Annotated in this window: 18 protein-coding genes; 14 read left to right on the top strand and 4 right to left on the bottom strand. The window is 37.8% G+C overall.

Features of this window, described 5'->3' with window-relative positions; genetic code table 11:
- The first annotated feature begins 269 nt into the window (after positions 1-269).
- A complete protein-coding gene (locus V7077_RS19760; RefSeq protein WP_335505070.1) occupies positions 270-2,558 on the top strand; it encodes a glycoside hydrolase family 2 protein in 2,289 nt (762 codons plus the stop codon).
- A gap of 102 nt (positions 2,559-2,660) precedes the next feature.
- Here the strand turns inward: V7077_RS19760 and V7077_RS27800 are convergent, their stop codons facing one another.
- Complete coding sequence (locus V7077_RS27800) at positions 2,661-2,753, bottom strand: AraC family transcriptional regulator (RefSeq protein WP_420489686.1); 93 nt, start codon at positions 2,751-2,753, stop codon at positions 2,661-2,663.
- On the opposite strand from V7077_RS27800, the gene V7077_RS19755 reads away from it, so the two are divergent.
- The 3 genes from V7077_RS19755 (at position 2,743) to V7077_RS19745 (ending at position 6,736) form a co-directional block, all read left to right on the top strand.
- The gene (locus V7077_RS19755) at positions 2,743-3,219 is read left to right on the top strand and encodes an enolase C-terminal domain-like protein (RefSeq protein WP_335505068.1); all 477 of its coding nucleotides are present in this window, start codon (positions 2,743-2,745) and stop codon (positions 3,217-3,219) included. The genes V7077_RS27800 and V7077_RS19755 overlap by 11 nt on opposite strands.
- A gap of 648 nt (positions 3,220-3,867) precedes the next feature.
- Positions 3,868-4,560, top strand: coding sequence for a hypothetical protein (locus V7077_RS19750; RefSeq protein WP_335505066.1), 693 nt, complete (start codon positions 3,868-3,870; stop codon positions 4,558-4,560).
- Between the two features lie 601 nt (positions 4,561-5,161).
- A complete protein-coding gene (locus tag V7077_RS19745) occupies positions 5,162-6,736 on the top strand; it encodes an FMN-binding glutamate synthase family protein (RefSeq protein ID WP_335505064.1) in 1,575 nt (524 codons plus the stop codon).
- Positions 6,737-6,998: 262 nt separating this feature from the next.
- Here V7077_RS19745 and V7077_RS19740 read toward each other — a convergent pair whose 3' ends face one another.
- Positions 6,999-7,712 (bottom strand): GntR family transcriptional regulator, encoded by a 714-nt coding sequence (locus V7077_RS19740; RefSeq protein WP_335505062.1) that lies wholly within the window; start codon positions 7,710-7,712, stop codon positions 6,999-7,001.
- A gap of 363 nt (positions 7,713-8,075) precedes the next feature.
- Between V7077_RS19740 and V7077_RS19735 the strand changes: the two genes are divergently transcribed.
- The 9 genes from V7077_RS19735 to V7077_RS19695 all read left to right on the top strand — a co-directional run bounded on the left by V7077_RS19735 (position 8,076) and on the right by V7077_RS19695 (position 14,749).
- Positions 8,076-9,146, top strand: coding sequence for an SIS domain-containing protein (locus V7077_RS19735; RefSeq protein ID WP_335505060.1), 1,071 nt, complete (start codon positions 8,076-8,078; stop codon positions 9,144-9,146).
- Positions 9,147-9,207: 61 nt separating this feature from the next.
- Positions 9,208-9,621, top strand: a complete 414-nt coding sequence (locus tag V7077_RS19730) for a PTS sugar transporter subunit IIA (RefSeq protein ID WP_335505058.1) — start codon at positions 9,208-9,210, stop codon at positions 9,619-9,621.
- On the top strand, positions 9,614-10,108 hold the full coding sequence (locus tag V7077_RS19725) for a PTS sugar transporter subunit IIB (RefSeq protein ID WP_335505056.1): 495 nt from the start codon (positions 9,614-9,616) through the stop codon (positions 10,106-10,108). The genes V7077_RS19730 and V7077_RS19725 overlap by 8 nt, the downstream gene beginning before the upstream one ends.
- Before the next feature lie 19 nt (positions 10,109-10,127).
- Positions 10,128-10,868: a PTS mannose/fructose/sorbose/N-acetylgalactosamine transporter subunit IIC gene (locus V7077_RS19720; protein ID WP_335505054.1), complete on the top strand. Its 741-nt coding sequence runs from the start codon at positions 10,128-10,130 to the stop codon at positions 10,866-10,868.
- A complete protein-coding gene (locus V7077_RS19715; RefSeq protein WP_335505052.1) occupies positions 10,868-11,692 on the top strand; it encodes a PTS system mannose/fructose/sorbose family transporter subunit IID in 825 nt (274 codons plus the stop codon). The genes V7077_RS19720 and V7077_RS19715 overlap by 1 nt, the downstream gene beginning before the upstream one ends.
- Before the next feature lie 12 nt (positions 11,693-11,704).
- On the top strand, positions 11,705-12,427 hold the full coding sequence (locus V7077_RS19710; protein ID WP_335505050.1) for an N-acetylmannosamine-6-phosphate 2-epimerase: 723 nt from the start codon (positions 11,705-11,707) through the stop codon (positions 12,425-12,427).
- Positions 12,420-13,070 (top strand): hypothetical protein, encoded by a 651-nt coding sequence (locus V7077_RS19705; RefSeq protein WP_335505048.1) that lies wholly within the window; start codon positions 12,420-12,422, stop codon positions 13,068-13,070. The genes V7077_RS19710 and V7077_RS19705 overlap by 8 nt, the downstream gene beginning before the upstream one ends.
- 52 nt (positions 13,071-13,122) lie before the next feature.
- A complete protein-coding gene (locus tag V7077_RS19700) occupies positions 13,123-14,211 on the top strand; it encodes an SIS domain-containing protein (RefSeq protein WP_335505044.1) in 1,089 nt (362 codons plus the stop codon).
- Positions 14,212-14,398: 187 nt separating this feature from the next.
- Positions 14,399-14,749, top strand: coding sequence for a rhodanese-like domain-containing protein (locus V7077_RS19695; protein ID WP_335505042.1), 351 nt, complete (start codon positions 14,399-14,401; stop codon positions 14,747-14,749).
- 133 nt (positions 14,750-14,882) lie between these two features.
- Here the strand turns inward: V7077_RS19695 and V7077_RS19690 are convergent, their stop codons facing one another.
- On the bottom strand, positions 14,883-15,035 hold the full coding sequence (locus V7077_RS19690; RefSeq protein WP_335505040.1) for a hypothetical protein: 153 nt from the start codon (positions 15,033-15,035) through the stop codon (positions 14,883-14,885).
- 497 nt (positions 15,036-15,532) lie between these two features.
- Here V7077_RS19690 and V7077_RS19685 point away from each other — a divergent pair, with 497 nt between their 5' ends.
- The gene (locus tag V7077_RS19685) at positions 15,533-16,906 is read left to right on the top strand and encodes a M28 family peptidase (protein ID WP_335505039.1); all 1,374 of its coding nucleotides are present in this window, start codon (positions 15,533-15,535) and stop codon (positions 16,904-16,906) included.
- 111 nt (positions 16,907-17,017) lie between these two features.
- Here the strand turns inward: V7077_RS19685 and V7077_RS19680 are convergent, their stop codons facing one another.
- Positions 17,018-18,157 carry a zinc-dependent alcohol dehydrogenase gene (locus tag V7077_RS19680; RefSeq protein WP_335505037.1) on the bottom strand — a complete coding sequence of 380 codons (1,140 nt, stop codon included), beginning with the start codon at positions 18,155-18,157 and terminating at the stop codon, positions 17,018-17,020.
- Between the last annotated feature and the right edge of the window lie 79 nt (positions 18,158-18,236).

The raw sequence follows: 18,236 nt of genomic DNA, 5'->3' as shown, positions 1-18,236 counted from the left end.
ATACAAAACAAATATAATAAAATAATTAGAATGCTGAAGACAAAATAACAGATTTTGTCTTTTTTTTGTAAAGTTGGCAGTTTATGAAGAAATTTGATAGCTAAATAAAACATATAATCCCCTAAATAAACAACATTACTAAACAATTATTAAATTTGTAAAATTGAGAAAAGTAATCGCTCTATAAATATATGGAGGTGATTTAATTAAAAGTATATATGTTAACTTATTGTAAGTGTTTTTTAGAGAAACAAGAAAGGGAGAGAGAGATGTTTTTAATTGGGAATCATTTTAAAAAATCCGCACAATTAATGCTGGTTATCTTGTTGGTATTTACGGTGGTAATAACAGGTGTTAGTGCTGAGCAAGGAGAAAGAAGCGATTTTAAAGACACAGTAGTCAATACAGGTAGAATTGTTGAAAACATTGATAGTGGTTGGACATTCTATAGGGGTGCTCATGGTGCAGAGGAAAATTTCAGTAGCATTAATTTTAATGATAGCAATTGGCAGAAAATAAGCCTTCCTCATACCTGGAACGTAGAGGATGGCAGTGGGATCACAGAAAATTACAAAGGTGATGGATGGTACAGAAAGGAATTGAATATTCCGGCTTCCTACGAAGGTAAAAAATTATACCTGCAATTTGAAGCAGCAAACAAAGAAGCAGAAGTATTTGTAAATGGTAAGTCTGTACATACCAACATTGGTGGGTATAGTGCATTTACAGTTGATATTACAGACTATGTAAACTATGGGCAAAAAAATATTGTCGCTTTAAGAGTAAACAATGAAGTGAAAGATTCGGCACCATTACAAGGAGACTTCACTTTCTGGGGGGGAATCTACAGAAGTGTAAATCTATTAGTTACTGATAAAACTCATATTGATGTAGACGATTATGGTTCAAGTGGTGTATATGTTACCATTCCAAATAATCAATCCATTAAGAAAATTGCAGAAGCCACACTTACAGTACCATTGACGATTAGCAGTGATGATGTTGAAAGTCAATCTAAGTCTATTGAGGTAAGAGCCTTAATAAAAGATGCAGAGGGTAAAATCAGATCAAGAACAGAGTTGAAAACTGATGGAAAAAAATTGAAATCTGCAGATGTTTTAGGAGATCAAGTTGTGTTTACTGGGAAAATAAAATTAAGTAATCCGCATCTTTGGAATGGAACCAAAGATCCCTACCAATATACAGTCGAGGTTACGATATCAAGAAAAGGCGAAATCATTGACCAAGTAAATGAAAGAGTAGGATTCCGTTATTACGCCATGGATTCCGATAAAGGATTTTTCCTGAATGGTAAAAGTTATCCACTCCACGGTGTTGACCTTCACCAGGATAGAGCGGGTTATGGTAATGCAGTACCAGATTCAGTCAGAGCAGAGGATTTTGACCTTATTAAGGAAATTGGAGCGAATACATTGAGATTAGCTCACTATCAACACTCACAGTATGATTACAATAAAGCTGATGAAATGGGGTTGGTGGTTTGGGCTGAAATTCCATTGATCAACAAAATGTCACCGACGAAAGAGTTTTCTGATAATGCCGAAAAGCAATTGACTGAGCTAATCAAGCAAAACTATAACCATCCTTCCATCGTAACTTGGGGTCTTGAAAACGAATTTGGAGGAAGCGGCTCCTATATGAGTGACACTAGTCTAACTGACCAGGAGCAGTATACAAAGGCGACAGAATTGATTAATCGTTTGGCAACGAAGGCAAAAGAATTAGATCCAAACAGACCTACTACTCAAGCAATTCAGGGGAATTCATCTATTTTGGGTACTGAGGGGTACTCTAAAATTTTACAAAAATCTTTGGCCTGGAATCAAAGTGCAGGTGTGGATCTTGCCTCCTTTAATACTTATTTTGGCTGGTACTATAATAAAGCAGGTGATTTAGCTCAATATTTGGATAATTTACATGAAAAGTATCCAAATATACCACTGGGTATTTCCGAGTATGGTGGAGGTGCAAACCCTTATCAGCATCAATTGATAGATGACAACTTTATCAACAATTGGAATAAGAACCGGACAGACTCACGTGGTCCATGGCAGCCAGAGGAATATCAAAATTATCTTCATGAAAATGCATGGAACATCATTAGTCAGCGTCCTTATTTATGGGCAACTCATGTATGGAATATGTTTGACTTTGGCGTTGCTGGTAAAAATGAAGCTTCAACTCCAGGTATTAATACCAAGGGTCTCGTATCCTATGACCGACAAGTTAAGAAGGATGCATTCTATTTCTATAAAGCACAATGGAATAAAGACGACAAATTTGTTTATATCACAAGTAGAAGGTATATCGATAGAAAAGAAAGTATTACCCCGATAAAGGTTTATTCAAACTTGAAGGAAGTAACTTTAACGGTAAATGGAAAGGATTATGGGCAGGGAAGATTGCAGCAGCCAGGTGTTTTTGTTTGGGATGGTGTAGAACTAAATGAAAGCGGCAATGTAGTAATTGCTTCAGCTAAAAAAGCAGATGGCACGAATGTTGCAGATTCTGTTACTACTTGGAAGGCTGCTAAATAGTCTTCTATAAACTAATTAGCGTAAAAGCTGGCATGATGAATTTTATCATGTCAGCTTTTAATTTAAGTAGAGGCACGCGCAAAGAATCATATTCATCTTCTCCTAAATATGTTCATTTTTTAGGGATTTTTTAGGTGTAACTCCGGTGTATTTTTTGAAAATCTTAGCAAAGTAGCTTTGGTCTGTGAAATTGATTCATACCATCCAAGAGTTCGAAATGCTTCTATCTAGAAATGCCATGTCCTATGCCAGGACCAGTGTTTGTTTATGCGGAGGAATTACAGGAACAAGGAAAATTGCCGCTATCGCAGAGGCTCATGGTGTACAAATTGTACCCCACAACCCATTAAGTCCAGTTAGTACAGCTGTATGCCTACAAATTGCAGTTGCGACGGAGAACTGTGCGATTCACGTACTTCCTAATCATGAAACGATTTCGGCAACTGAAAGATATACAAGTTCTTATAGTATCCAGGGGATTGAATTCAAACAAAGTGACCTCGTTACTTGGGTCCCTAAAGCGGAAAATGGCTTTATTGTTATCCCTGATAAACCTGGAATTGGGATTGATTTAGTAGATGGGATTGAAACGAAATTTCCTTATCAAAGAAGAGTGATCAATACTAGATTAAATATAGATGGTTCGATAGTTGACCAATAGGGTCTCTTGTCAGAATCGGATTAAGGAAGAGGAAAAAGGATGTAAATCATTTTGCATTAACCATCTGTCATTTGCGGCATGAAGACATTAAGTGCATTCTTTCCAATCCAGGCAATTTCTCAGCAAAGTAATCCGTGAATCCAAATCAGGATCATCTTCCTTTGGGTGATAAATGGCAAGGAAACTTTATTTTAGTAGGACATAATTTGGTGGATAAGTAAAAGGGTGAAACACCAGTGGAAGCTGTTCACCCTTTTTCCTTTATGTTTGGACTTTTGGAGTGGCCTCTTAAAGGAAGATATCCGAATATTTGTTATCTTTGAATTTATATGTATAGAGCTATTAAAGATTTACTTCCAATTACAGGGAATTAATTAAATTAAGAGTTATTACTGTTATAATAAAACTATGAATTCAAATGACAAATGATTTGTTTTTAGGTGTTTACGCAACACAAACACAAACGTTTTTAGAAACCACTACTAAAAGTTCCGTTCTGATTTCCAGATGATATCTCACTAAAAGAGCATTCCAAGGATTAAGTGGGCCCAACTAGAATTGCCGCGTTAGTTATCAATTGGAGGAAGTAGTGGCTCCGCACTAGGTTTTGAAAAAGAAATCACTATATTTTAGAAGGAGAATTACATCATGAGCACGTTCAACTTAAAGAAAGAACCTAAAAACAAGTGGGTCAAGTGGAGCAAGCCTGGGATTTTGGTACTTGCCGGATTATTAATAGGAACAACGTTATCACACCCAATCGCTAAGAATCAAGAGATTGCTAGATTAAAAGACAAATTAAGTACTTACGAAAGCAAGGTGAGCAGTACTAAAAGGGACCTCACTGACCTTAAAAAGTCGACAAGCGATTGGACATCATGGTCTAGCGATGAACAACAACTAGCTAGGGACACTGTGCAGAAGAAACGCGCTGAGGATGCAGCCAAGAAACAAGAGGAAGCAGAAAAGAAAAAAGCGGAAGAAGAAAAGGAAGCACAAAAGAAAGCACAAGAAGAAACTGCAGCGAATGCGGAAGAAGCAAGAATGGCTCCATACATTGAGAAAATCCAAGAAACTCCTTTTATGGGATGTACATTAGAGGTTGATTATAAGAATAAAGAGTTGGATTTTACCCTACATGACAGAGATATCCTATATATTGAACCAGAACAATTTGGCGGCAAAAAGGATATGGAGGCATGGAATAAATTTGTTGAGGTTTTTGTAGGATATTCATCAAACATACCAAGTGATTATACAGTTGTGCTCAGTGATTCAAATGGAACGGGGTTACTGATTGCAAAGGATGGGAAAGTAAAACTTGATCTTTTTTCAGAGTAATGGGAGGTTTAAATACCTAAGGTGATAAAAAGAATCGTAGACCATTTCGCATACACGGAATGGTCTGTTTTCATTGTTATAAAGCCGTTTTTAAGGTTTTTATGAGGGAAATTGGTTGGTTTCAGTAGAAGAAAAATGATTTATGTTTTGCTGAATGAGGTCCGATTTATTGTCTTAAACCTACTGTTTTTCCGTATAAAATTCATTGCTGATCTTCGTGTAGGCAGAAGAATTAAATAGCGGAGAATTTCCGGCTAATGGATAAAGAGGAGAGTTAAGAAGCAGAAATAAGCGGATAAATTCCGACTAACTGCTCTAAATAAGGCAAAATCCAAAGAATTGGAGAATATAAACGGAAAAACTTCCTTTATTAATAAGGAAATATGCGTATTTCCCAAATTAAGCGGAATTTTTCCGTTTATTTTTCAAACGATCTTTAATAAAGAGACAGATTTTAAGAAAGTACAATTTGGGGATAAATATCAGGCAATATAAAGGAAAGTTCTAAATAAACATAATAGTAATGAAAAAAATAGCCGCCCAGCATCAGAGCTGCAGTTCTAGTCACCATTTTAGTTTTTAGAAAAGGTGGGATCGTTTGATGGTTTGGACTATTTTTATCTTCCTATTGATTGTGTTTATTGTGGGACCCCTTGCCTTGCTATTATGGTTACATATTTTATCAAAGAAGCCACAGCATTCGATTATCAGAGCACACCCTTATTTGGGATGGATGCGCTATTTGTTAGAGAAGATTGGACCGGAATTCAGACAATATTGGTTTGATGATGACAATAGCGGTAAACCATTTTCCCGGTCAGATTTTTTAGGGATTGTGTTTTCGGCCAAATATCGAAGTGACCTTGTAAGTTTTGGTTCGAAACGTGACTTTGATAAGCCTGGGTTTTATATTGCCAATGGGTTGTTTCCCTTATTAAATGAAGAATTAAGCGTTGACAACCAAGAAAAAGTTCACTCCATGAAATATAAGATTGATCATGAAGGATTGTTTACTCGTCACGAACAGCTGGAAAAGGATCAAACAACACGTTGGCTTTACCATGAGGAGGATACGATCATCGTTGGGAGTGATCGGAAAATTCCATGGAAACTTCGAGGGCCATTTGGTGCCTCTGCCACATCTTATGGAGCAGTCGGCGAAAACTATATCCTATCGACAGGAGAAGGGAGTCGTATGGCAGGCGGTTCATGGCTGAATACCGGGGAGGGCGGAGTGGCACCAGAGCATTTAGAAAGCGGCGTAGATGTGGTCGCTCAAATTGGCCCTGGTTTATTTGGTTTTCGCGATGATGAAGGGAATTTTTCTCTTGATGAATTTAAGTGTAAAGCCCAGGAACCGAATATAAAAGCATTTGAGCTTAAATTCGGCCAAGGAGCGAAAATCCGGGGCGGACATCTGGAGGGGTCGAAGGTTACAACGAAGGTAGCGACTATTCGTAAGGTTCCAGTCGGCCAGACCATTAATTCACCCAATCGTTTTCCATTTTTGCATAATGCACTTGAAACGCTGCAGTTTATCCAAATGCTGCAAGAGGAAGGCGGAAAACCTGTCGGAATCAAAATCGTCGTTGGACATCCATCCAGCCTGGATGAATTTTTCGAGGCCATGAATCAGCTAAAGATTTATCCGGATTTTATTACGGTTGATGGCGGAGAAGGTGGAACAGGCGCCACTTACAAATCAATGGCAGATACCATGGGGCTTCCACTATACCCTGCTTTAATGGCCGTTGTTGATAAAGCCTATCAGTTTGGTGTGCGAAATAAGCTGAGGATCTTTGCTTCAGGAAAGTTAATTTCAGCCGATAAAATTGCCATTGCCCTTGCGATTGGTGCAGATGCTGTGAATTCTGCACGAGGATTTATGATGGCTAACGGCTGTATTATGGCACTTCAATGCCATACGGGTAAATGTCCTACAGGAGTCACGACCACTGATCCAAAATATCAAGAAGCACTTGTGCCAGAGGAGAAGAAATGGCGCGTTATGAACTATATCATTAATGTGCGTCAGGGTTTATTTGCCTTAGCTGCGGCTTGTGGCATTGATAGCCCCCGTAAATTCACACGTGAACACATTGTTTTTAAAGATGTCGATGGAAAAGTAATCAGTTTATCAGAACTGTTTCCAATTCCTAATCCTACGGAGGAATGATTTAAAAGAACTTTATAGTTTAATAGAAAATGAACGGGATCAGGTTACGTTGGTGATTGGTTAAAAATTATGCCTGGCCTTGGTTTTAACAAAAGAATTAGTTGGGAAATCAAGTATTTCAATCTCAAATTTAGGAAATGTAAAAAGGCTGCTGTAAAATAAAAGAAAAAAATATATAAGAGGATAAGAAAAAGGGTGAACCACCAGCTGAAGGTGTTCACCCTTTTTCTTTATAAGGAGATATCCAACTACTTGTGATTAATTACTTATTAAATTTATATGTATAGATATTTCCATTATAAAAAGTCTCAAAATAACCAAGTATTCTTTCCTTACCATCAAATGAAACGGTAGTTATCGCTTTTGATTTCAGAAGGGCTCCCTGGTCAATTTGCAATAGTTTTTTCTGTTCAGTGGTAGGCAAAACGGCCTCCATCTCTAATTCACTGCCAAGTACAGTATAGCCTAAGGATTTCAAGTAATCATAAAAGGAATGATTTAAAGATTCTACATTGATGGCAGGCAGGACTTCCGTCGATACATAGTTATAGCTTATAGCGATGGGAGTACCATTACCGGTTCGTAATCGAACAAAATGATGAACAAAAATATTTTCTTTTAAATTTAATTTTTTTGAGATCACAGGAATCTCGTTCGATTTTATTAGTTCATAGGTAAGGAGCTTAGATCCTGGTAATAGCCCAATACTCTTCATATCTTCTGTGAAACTAGATTGACTTTCCAGTGACTTGGTAACATGCGAGGAAGATACAAAGCTGCCTTTTCCAGAAATCCGCGTGATTTGTTTTTTTTCAACAAGCCTATTTAAAGCTTTATTGATGGTCATTCTACTGTAACCAAAGAGTTCAGCTAGCTGTTCTTCGGTTTCAATCTGATCACCAACTTTTAGTTCCCCCGTATTAATCCTATTAATTAAATAATCTTCAACTATTGTATATTTTGGGGTTGTTTTCATATATTTATGACCCCTTTCTTTAAAAATTTTCTATTATGCAATAATAGTTTATTCCGTTTTGACAGGATTATGAGACTTTGTATATACATATTGAAATACATATCCATATTTTTCCGAAAGCTGAGTCATTAGATGAGGTTTTGAATGAATAATAAGGAGGAGAAATTAATTTTAAAAATATATACATATTCATATTTGTATATACATAATATACTAACAAATCCACTTTCACTAAGAAAGTTACAACTACCTTTTTCTGAATATTTTGTCATTCTTTGAATAGGTCATGAATGGTAGGAGGTGTAAATCTGTAAATAAGTATACCAGAAATGGATTTGCTAAGTTTAGTAGGAGTGATTGCTAATGAAGATGATTGATTATATCTACGATCAGCCCAATAGGCTAAAAAAAATCTTAGACTCCAGAGATGAGACTTGTATACCGTTACTACACTTTATAGAAAAGAATCAAATTAAAAGAGTGTATTTGACAGGATCTGGAACAAGCTATCATGCGGCCTTATTAATGAAAATGTATTTTGATCAATATACAGACTTCGAAACAACGGTTTCGATACCTACCTTTTTTTCGAGATATGAAATTCTGAGCAAAAATTTTAAGAAAGAAGAAACAATGCTTATAGCTATTTCTCAGTCGGGAACGTCGGTATCCTCCATAAATGCGGTGAAAAAAGGGAATCTATTGGGGATTCAGACGGTTGCACTAACCGAAGATTTAAACAGTTTCATCACGAATGAAGCAAAATTATCGATTCATTTAAATTGTGGGAAAGAGATGATTCCGATTGAAACAAGAGGATATACCTCTACTGTATTTACATCCATCCTTATGGCTGTTGAAATCGGAAAACGGATTGGGAATCTATCAGAACTTGATTATAAAGAAATAATGGAATCATTGGAAAAGGATATTAGTCAACTGCCATCTGCCATTCAACAAATTGACGAATGGTACAAGAGGAACAAATATGAATTAATGACCATGGAAAAAGGGTCGATCGCAGGCTACGGCTATAATTACGTGACAGCGATGGAAGGCTATTTAAAGATGTACGAAACCTTTCATAAACCGCTTTCTGCACACGAACTGGAAGAGCTGCTTCATGGATACGAAATGGCCTTTGACTCTAAGCAGTATATTTTTATGATCGCGTCTGAAGGAGAAGAGATCCAATCAATCGAGAAGTTTAGATCTTTCTTAGATCAGCTGACAGAGCATCAATTTGTAATTACAAATCAAACGATCAATCTTAGAAGTAAAGACTTATCCTTAGCTGCCCCTGTAAGCAAGGTGTTTAGTCCTATTCTTTTCATTTTGCCGTTTCAAATAATGGCTGCCAGGAATTGCGAATCAATTGGTTATGACACGTCGATCTATCCACATAAAACAAGAAGCTTCTCTCATATAAGATAATTTCTATCATCACCTTATGTCATTACAGATAGCCATTCATATATCTGGAAGGGGGTTTAAAGTGGCTAATTTTATCATCGCTACCCATGGTCGTCTAGCAGAAGGATTCTATGAGTCTGTCAAGTTTTTTAACAGTCAGATAGAAAATGTTCACTATATGAATGCCTATGTGGAGCATAACGATTTTGAGAAGGAATTTATCGAGAAAGTGAAAGGATTATCTGGGTCTCCACTTATTGTATTGACAGATATTCCAGGTGGCAGCGTTAATAGAATTGCTTCAAAACACATGGCTGCACTTGGCTATCAAGTGATTAGCGGGATTAATTTATCGATTTTATTGGAATTGGTGTTTAGTCCTGAAACAATAAATGAGGAAACGATTGAGAGGGTTGTAACATCGTCTAGAGAACAATTAGTGTTCATGAACAAATTGATCGAAGAATTGGAAGGGAAGGAGTTTACGGATGATTAGTTTAGTAAGAGTGGATGATCGCTTGGTTCATGGAATGGTAGCCGTTTCCTGGACGAGTGCGCTGAAGCCGGATTGTATTTTAGTGGCGAATGATGCAGCTTCAAAGGATGCTTTTATGAGTATGACGATGAAAATGGCGAAACCAGCAGGGGTTAGTTTGATTATTAAAACGATCGAAGAATCGATAGGAATATTGAACAGTGAGAAATACAAGAGTAAGAAGTTTTTTGTTGTGACGGAAAGTTTAGAAGATGCTTATAAAGTCAGTGAACAGGTTGATGGTATTAAAACCGTTAATATTGGGACAGCCGGATTAAAAAAGAAAGATAAACTAATTTCAACCTTGCCGCAAATCAAAATGACAATCGAAGATTTTGAGTATGCTAGAAAGCTGCATGAAAAAGGAATTGACGTGTTTGCTCAAGTTACTCCTTCTTTAGAAAGAATGAATTATGAGGGAATCCTTAAAGCATTTCAAACTATTTAGCTAAGAGGAGGCAAAAGGTATGGTTATTCAAGGAATTTTGATTGCCTTAATTGCTGCAGTTGTTTACATGGAAAGCCGAATAGGCGGACAGCACATGTTAGATCGGCCCATTATCATTGGTCCGCTGGTTGGTTTGGTGATGGGGGACTTTCAAATGGGTTTAATCATTGGCGGGGAACTTGAACTAGTTTGGATGGGACTGGTAGGTATTGGAACATCAACTCCTCCCGATGTGGTGGTTGGCTCTGCTTTAGCGACTGCATTAGCGATTCAAACGGGCGCCGATTATCAAACAACTCTAGCATTAGCTATTCCAATTGCTTTACTCGCTCAATTTGTTGCCATCGGGGTGGCAATCTTGAATACTACTTTTGCTCATTATGCAGATAATCAGATTGCAAAGGGTAACTGGAAAGGAATTGCCATTGGAAATTGGTCTGGTTCACTTATGTACTTTTTGTCTAAGTTTTTAATGGTGTTCATTGGATTTATGGTCGGTGGAGATGTGATTAAAGGAATCGTCAATCATATTCCTCAAGTGATTCAAGCGGGTTTAGCACAATCAGGAAATCTGCTCCCTGCTCTTGGGATTGCGATGTTAATGCAATTAAGTCTTGATAAAAAATACGCTGCCTTTCTATTCCTCGGCTTTGCGCTTGTAGCCTTTTTCAATATATCAACGATTGGAGCGGCCATATTTGGTGCGATTTGCGCTTATCTATATTATCAATTTAAGCCAAGGGAAGGGGAATTATTCTAATGGAAAATAACACGAAGAAGTTAACTAAAAAAGACTTAATGAGTGTTTACGCAAGACATTACCAGCTGCTTGGCTGTTTCAATTATGAGAGGCAAATGTCGACTGGATATGGATGGGCCATGACACCTGTTATTAAAAAATTGTATGGCGACGATGACGAAAAGCTAAAAGAAGGGTACCAACGACATTTAGAGTTTTTCAATTGTGCAACATCTACATCTCCATTTATTCTCGGAATTAGTTGCGCGATGGAGGAACAGTATGCCAATGCCGAAGAAGACGAGTTCGAGGTATCTTCCATTAATTCTGTAAAAGCGGCACTAATGGGGCCGCTTGCCGGGATTGGAGACTCCTTTTTCTGGGGGACGTTTCGAGTCATTGGTGTGGGAATCGGTGCGCCACTGGCCATTAAAGGAAGTATTTTGGGACCGTTATTATACTTTTTGATGAATGTCATCCCGAGTGAATTGGTAAGATGGTTTGGATTTAAGATTGGTTACAGGGGCGGCAGCGAATTTTTAGCGAAGATTAGTGAGAATGGAACGTTACAAAAACTAACAGAAGCAGCAAAGGTTCTGGGACTGGTGGTGATTGGGGCATTGATTGCTTCCATGGTCGTCATCAAATTACCGACTGCCATAACCATTAATCACGCTAAGATTAATGTTCAAGATACCTTAGATTCAATCATGCCTAAATTATTGCCTTTACTCGTTACGTTTGGCTGCTATAGTCTTCTGCAAAAGAGAGTCAGTGGAACCTGGATCATGTTTGGACTGATTATTCTCGGTATTCTTGGTGTTCTTTTAGGCGTTTTAAAGTAAGGGGAGGTTAAGATGAGAAGAGAAGAAATTATTGAGGGATTAAAAGACGGTTTAATTGTTTCTTGCCAAGCGGTTCCGGGTGAACCTCACTATATGGACGGAATGACGGTAAAAATGGCCGAATGTGCAGCATGGGGTGGAGCTGTTGCCATTAGAGCGAATTCACCGGACGACATCAAAAGAATAAAGGAAACGGTCGATCTACCCCTCATCGGTCTTTGGAAAATCGGCAGGAATATAAAGGATGTTTATTTAACGCCTGATCTACATGCGGCTAGGGAAATTTGGCACGCTGGTGCTGAGATTATTGCGGTACAGGCAACGAAACATAAGAGAGAGGATGGAAAGTACTCCTATGAAACCATAAAGGAAATCAAAAAAGAAATTCCTGAAGCTCTCATTTTCGCCGATATTTCAACTCCTGAAGATGCAAGGATCGCTGCTGAGTATGGAGCTGATTTTGCCGCTCCTACCTTACAAGGATATACAAAAGCGGGTTACTTCGATAGTGAAACGCTTAAGGATACACCTGACTTTTTATTATTGCGAGATATTGTGGATGCAGTAAAAGGTACAGAAACAAAGGTGATTATGGAAGGTAAGGTTTCAACTCCTGAAATCGCCATCCAATGTTTATACATGGGGGCTTATGCGGTTGTTGTTGGGAATGCCATCACTCGTCCTCATATTACAGCAAAGCGATTTGCTAGAATGTTGAAGCGATACCATGACTAATTATTTAGTCCCCTCATTATTCTTTATTTGTATCTTCGCTAGTTTTATCTATAAGAAGGTTATCACTAAAAAATATTTGTCGTTATTGATGGAATATAAACTGTATAAAAAAGAAGAAGAATATATGGAATTGTTGTCTTCTTTACCTATAAAACTATATTTTTCTACAAAAACGATCATGGTATTAAAAATTAAATATTATTTAGATACAAACCAATACGATCAAATAAAAGAGATCACCGAACAAGTAAGGAAATCGAATCTCAAAATGAGAGATTTGGTGAGTATCTACCTGTCCGTATATGCTTATTATTTAAACTTCGGGCACAGATATGATGCATTAGAAATATATCATTTCTTAATTAGTCATCTAGATGAAGAATCTAATCAAGAATTATACGGTGAATTGAATGAACTAAAGACGATTTATATTGATCATGACAGGAACTATATAAGTGTTCTGGAGAAAAAGATTGAAAAAACAAAGCTCTTACCGGAAGTTGTTATTCTTTATTTTAGACTGGCAAAGCTTTATAAATTTCTTGGAGATGTGGATCAGTCGAAACTATTCCTTCAAAGAGCAAAGAATTTTTCTAAATCACAAGAACAAATTAAACAATTGGATAGATTAATAGGAACTTGAATATCGATTGACAGAATAACAGGGATTTAAACTAATAGGCGAGGAGAATAAAATGAATAAACAAACATGGGATATGTATGATTATATTGTAGAATCAAAGGATGCAGTAAGAAGAATGGTAGATCATAAAGATGAGATTCTGAAAGAAGCAACTGAATACTTTTTCTCAAAGCAAATAAATAGAATCTATTTAGTGGGATCAGGAACTAGTTATCATGCTGGGTTAGCGTCAAGAAGTATGATGGAGAAAGTTTTGGGTATTCCAGTCATAGCTCAATATCCGATGGATTTTAAAGATCAGGAATTTTTACCGGATGAAAATACGCTGGTCATTGGTATTTCTCATGCAGGAAGATCTACCTCTACCATCCTAGCTTTGGATAAGGCCAAGGAAAAAGGATATGCAACCATTGCTGCATCTGCTGAGAAACATACACCCATTATCGATCATGCAGAACGTTTCTTAGAAATTTCAGTCGGACCTGAATATGCAGCACCAAAAACAAAAGGATATATTGGAACAGTAGCTACATTGGTATTATTGGCTCTGAACATTGGCTTAGAATCAAAGAAACTCACTGCGTTTGAGTATGAGAACTTTGTATCCGATCTGCTAGACACAACGGATAATATCCCTGATATTGCCAGGAAAAGTGTTAATTGGTATAACGATAATAAAGAGGAATTACGTAAATCTAGAAGAATCATCATGGTGGGTTATGAGCAGTGCAAGTCTGCTTTAATGGAAGGAACATTAAAAGTACTGGAAGCTGTTAGATACAGTGTAACGGGATATGAATTAGAGGAATTTATGCATGGCGTTTATCATTCGATTGATCAAGATACTTTCATGTTCTATCTTGGTTCAGAAGGTCAGTATTACAATCGAATGATGAATATGAGAAACTATTTTGAAAAGGAACGAGGAAATAAAAACTTTGTTATAACCTCTGATAAAGATCTTGAAAAAGATCCTCATAATTTAATCTTTGATTTTAAGAATCATCCGTATTTTGCTTCTTTAGAATATGTTGTACCATTACAAGTCCTTGCCAGAAAGCTTTCTTCCGATTTAGGGATTGATTGCAATCTCTCTTCTGATCCTGGTTTCCATAAAAAAATGGGGAGTTATACTTATTAAATCATAAAACACGCAGCGCCTCCTGGTATATTTAATGGGGGTGCTTTTTCATATGATTTTCTATAAATGAATATCCCATTCCTTAATCACAAAACCATTTAGGCAGGATCATTATTTTAATTTGAGCCTCATGTTATAATAGATGGGAATTTTATAAGATCTAAAACCTTCATAGGGAGTGTTGATTTTGACATTAAAAACGATTACGCCAAAAGAACTTGAAGAGAGACTGAAAGAAAATTCCCAAACTTACATACTGGATGTCCGTGCAGAGGAAAAATACAATGACTTTCACATTGAAGCTGCTAAGCTCAAAAATATTAATATTCCAAAAACAACGATTTTTGAGCTTGAGGAAAAAAGTGATGAAGAAGTCGCATCATTACCTAAAAACCATGAAATCATAGTAACCTGTACAACAGGAAACTCTGCCAAAAAATGTGCCACAATCTTGTCTGAAAAAAACTATAATGTTGTATTGCTAGAAGGCGGAATTACTGCCTGGAAAGAGTATCTGCAATCACAAAAAAGAAATTAGTATGGGTTTTGGTGTGTAATTCGAATAGTCTTTAATTTGGCCTTAAGCATTTCCATTTGTTAGCTGCAAATGAATCAACATAACTAAACAGAAAAAATGGATTGTCCTATAATCAGACAATTCATTTTTTCTACTATTGATTTAATTCAATCGTTTCATTCACATCTGTCGTCCCATTTTTCGGTTTCTGATCCATTTTTTTGTAATAGCATTCTTCCAATTCAATTTCAAAGTAATTGGCAAATTTAATCATATAGGCTAAGCAATCAGCAAATTGCTTCCCCAAATATCCTTAAAATTTTCTTTCGCTAAATCAAAAGCTTAAGTTTCATCCATTCCTTTTAAATTATGGCTATTTGTGAAATTAAAAACTTTTCTAAGCTCCTCGGTAACTTCAGCAACCTCAGTGGTTAAGAGCTATAATTGTTCAAAAGGGAAGCTCGTTTTCATCATAACTCCATTATTAATTTCCCAGTTCATGTCTTCATATTAATTTTTTTAAAACGTCAGCATTTCCTTCATCCTGGAAAAAGGCCTTATTAAAGAGGAAAAATTCTCGGTATGAATTGTAAATATAACAGAAAATTGATATTCGACTTATTATTTTAACTATCTTTGTTGCTTGAAAAAGTAGCGCCTAAAACCCAAGAATTCTTTAGTGAGGGATTCAGTATTTAGCGCATTACCTCGGAATTTCTACGAATTTGTAAAACGATTATTATTTACTATAATTTCCAAAATTGGAATAATGGAATAGTATCACTTTATCAAAGGGGGAGTTTCATGTTTCGGAGGAAAACGATGATCACGGTGCTAGCAACAGGTATGCTTTTGTCATCAGGGGTGGTGTATGCTCAGACGAATAGTGCCCCAAACGTACATGCAGACACAGCGTTTGACAACAAGGTTATCAAAAAAATCAGCGCAGAGAATATGTACAATACGATTAAGTATCTATCGGCAGTACCTAGGGAAGCGGGTACCGAGGGAGAGGTTCGTGGGGTTGAGTACATAGAAGGCCAGTTTAAGAGCTTAGGACTCGAAACTAGAAGAATACCGTTCCCAATCTATGATTATAAGACGAATCGTCAATTAGCTGAAGTTGACGGAGTAGATTTAAGTGGGCGTGCCTTTAGCGGCAGTGGAAGCGGGAAGGTGACAGCAGAGCTTGTCGATGTAGGGTTAGCAAAAGATGTACAAGTTGATTTGTCTGGAAAAATAGCCTTGGTGGCACGCGGTGAAATAACATTTGTTCAAAAAGTGCGAAATGTAGTTGCTAAAGGAGCAGTTGGGGTTCTTATGTATAACAGCAGTCCTACTGGTAATAACTTCGGCCAAGCAGAGGGACAAGTTCCCGCAGTAGCCATTACTCGTGCACAAGGTCTTGACTTGGTCGAAAAATTAAAGAACGGTCCTGTTTCAGCCACCTTAGATGTCGAGATCCAAACAATCGAGAAAACATCCTATGTGGTTGAGGCTAAATTAAAGCCTAACAAGAACAAGGACACAGGACAGATTGTCACGATTGGAGCACACCATGACTCCGTTCCTAATGGACCAGGAGCAAATGACGATGCTTCCGGAGTTTCAGCCGTATTGGAGCTGGCAAGAATTTTTGCCAATACTCCAATTGATACAGAAGTCCGTTTCCTGACGTTCGGTTCTGAAGAAAGAGGGATGATGGGTTCATCCTATTATGTATCACAGCTTCCAAAAAGTGATATAGACCGGATGGTTGCCCACTTCCAAATGGATATGATTGGCGGGGCGGAAGCAGGAGAAGATCATCCATTAGGTGGACTGATTATGTACACCATTGACGGTCATAAAAATCTTGTTACAGACTTAGGAGCGTCAGCTTCATCGAGAATGTATGATGTGGCGGTGCCATATGGGCAGCTAGGAAGAAGTGACCATCAGCCATTCCATGACGTTGGAATACCTTCTGCTCTATTTATTCATTCACCTGTTGAACCTCAGTATCACAAGCCAACAGATACGCTTGAACATATCAGTAAAGAAAAGCTGCAGCAAGCTGCATCAATCGTTGGAGCCTCAGCCTATCAAATTGTTCGTCCCGATACGCCGGCTCTTGATCGTGCACATGTAAGTCCAACGTCAGTGGACTACGATTTTGAGAACCGACCAGTAGATTAATAAAAAATCAAATAAACAGATCATCATCAGAAACGCTTGAATCAGAATAATGATTCAAGCGTTTCTACTATAGGCATAAATACAACTATCTATCAGCAGCCGGCCTTTTCTTTATGGCTTCAAAATGACTTTGATACATTCGTCCTCATGGTCATTGAAGATTTTATACGCTTCGCTTGCTTGATCAAGCGGTACACGGTGGGTGATAATTTCGGTAGGATCGATTTGACCGGATGTGATCATATCGAACAGGGTCGGCATGTAATGAATGACAGGGGCTTGGCCCATTCTTATTTGGATGTTTCTTTCAAATAAATTTCCCAGAGGGAATTGATTGTACTTAGAGCCATATACTCCGGTCAACTGTATGGTGCCAAATTTGCGGACAGCCTGCATGCCAATTCTGATCGCACTTACCGTACCGCCGGAAAGCTTTATTTTTTGTTCAACTGTTTCTCTAGCTGTTTTTTCTCCATCCATTCCAACACAGTCAATGACCACGTCAGCTCCGCCTTTTGTAAGTTCAGCGATATATGCTCCTGTTTCATCGTATTCATCAAAGTTAATGATTTCAACATGGTTCATCTTTTTTGCATGGTTTAGACGGTATGGAAGATTATCGACTGCAATGACTCGTGAAGCGCCTTTCATCCAGGCAAACTTTTGTGCCATTAACCCAACTGGACCGCAGCCAAGCACGACCACTGTATCACCGGATTTAACACCTGCATTCTCGACACTCCAATAAGCAGTCGGGAGAACGTCAGATAAGAATAGCACGGCTTCATCTGGCACCTCGGCAGATTCCGGAATCACAAAAGGCATGAAATTGCCATAAGGCACGCGCAGCAATTCGGCTTGGCCGCCTGGATGCCCCCCGTATCTTTCTGTAAACCCGAAATAACCGCCTGTATCAATATGGGGATTTTCATTGGAATGATCACATTGACTTTCCATATGGTTCTGGCAGTAATGGCAGTGTCCGCAAGAAATATTGAATGGCAGTACCACGCGGTCACCTTTCTTCACTCTTGTTACTTCCGGTCCGACTTCTTCCACAATCCCCATTGGCTCATGGCCAATGACATAATCTTTTGATGCCGGAAGAGCACCACTGTAAATATGAAGGTCGGAACCGCAGATAGCCGTTGAGGTAATTCTGACAATTATATCCTCATTCTGTTGAAGGGCAGGATCTGCTACTTCCTTTACTTGAATATCTTTAGCACCTTGAAACGTTACAGCTTTCATACTTTCCCTCCTCGTTAATAAATGCATCCATTGGTATATACCCATTACGGGTTCTCTCTATTACAGGTAGAGATAAAGT

It is taken from the genome of Neobacillus vireti, assembly GCF_036962465.1.
Taxonomy (GTDB): Bacteria; Bacillota; Bacilli; order Bacillales; family Cytobacillaceae; genus Neobacillus; species Neobacillus vireti_B.
This window is presented reverse-complemented; position numbering and strand designations above follow the sequence as displayed.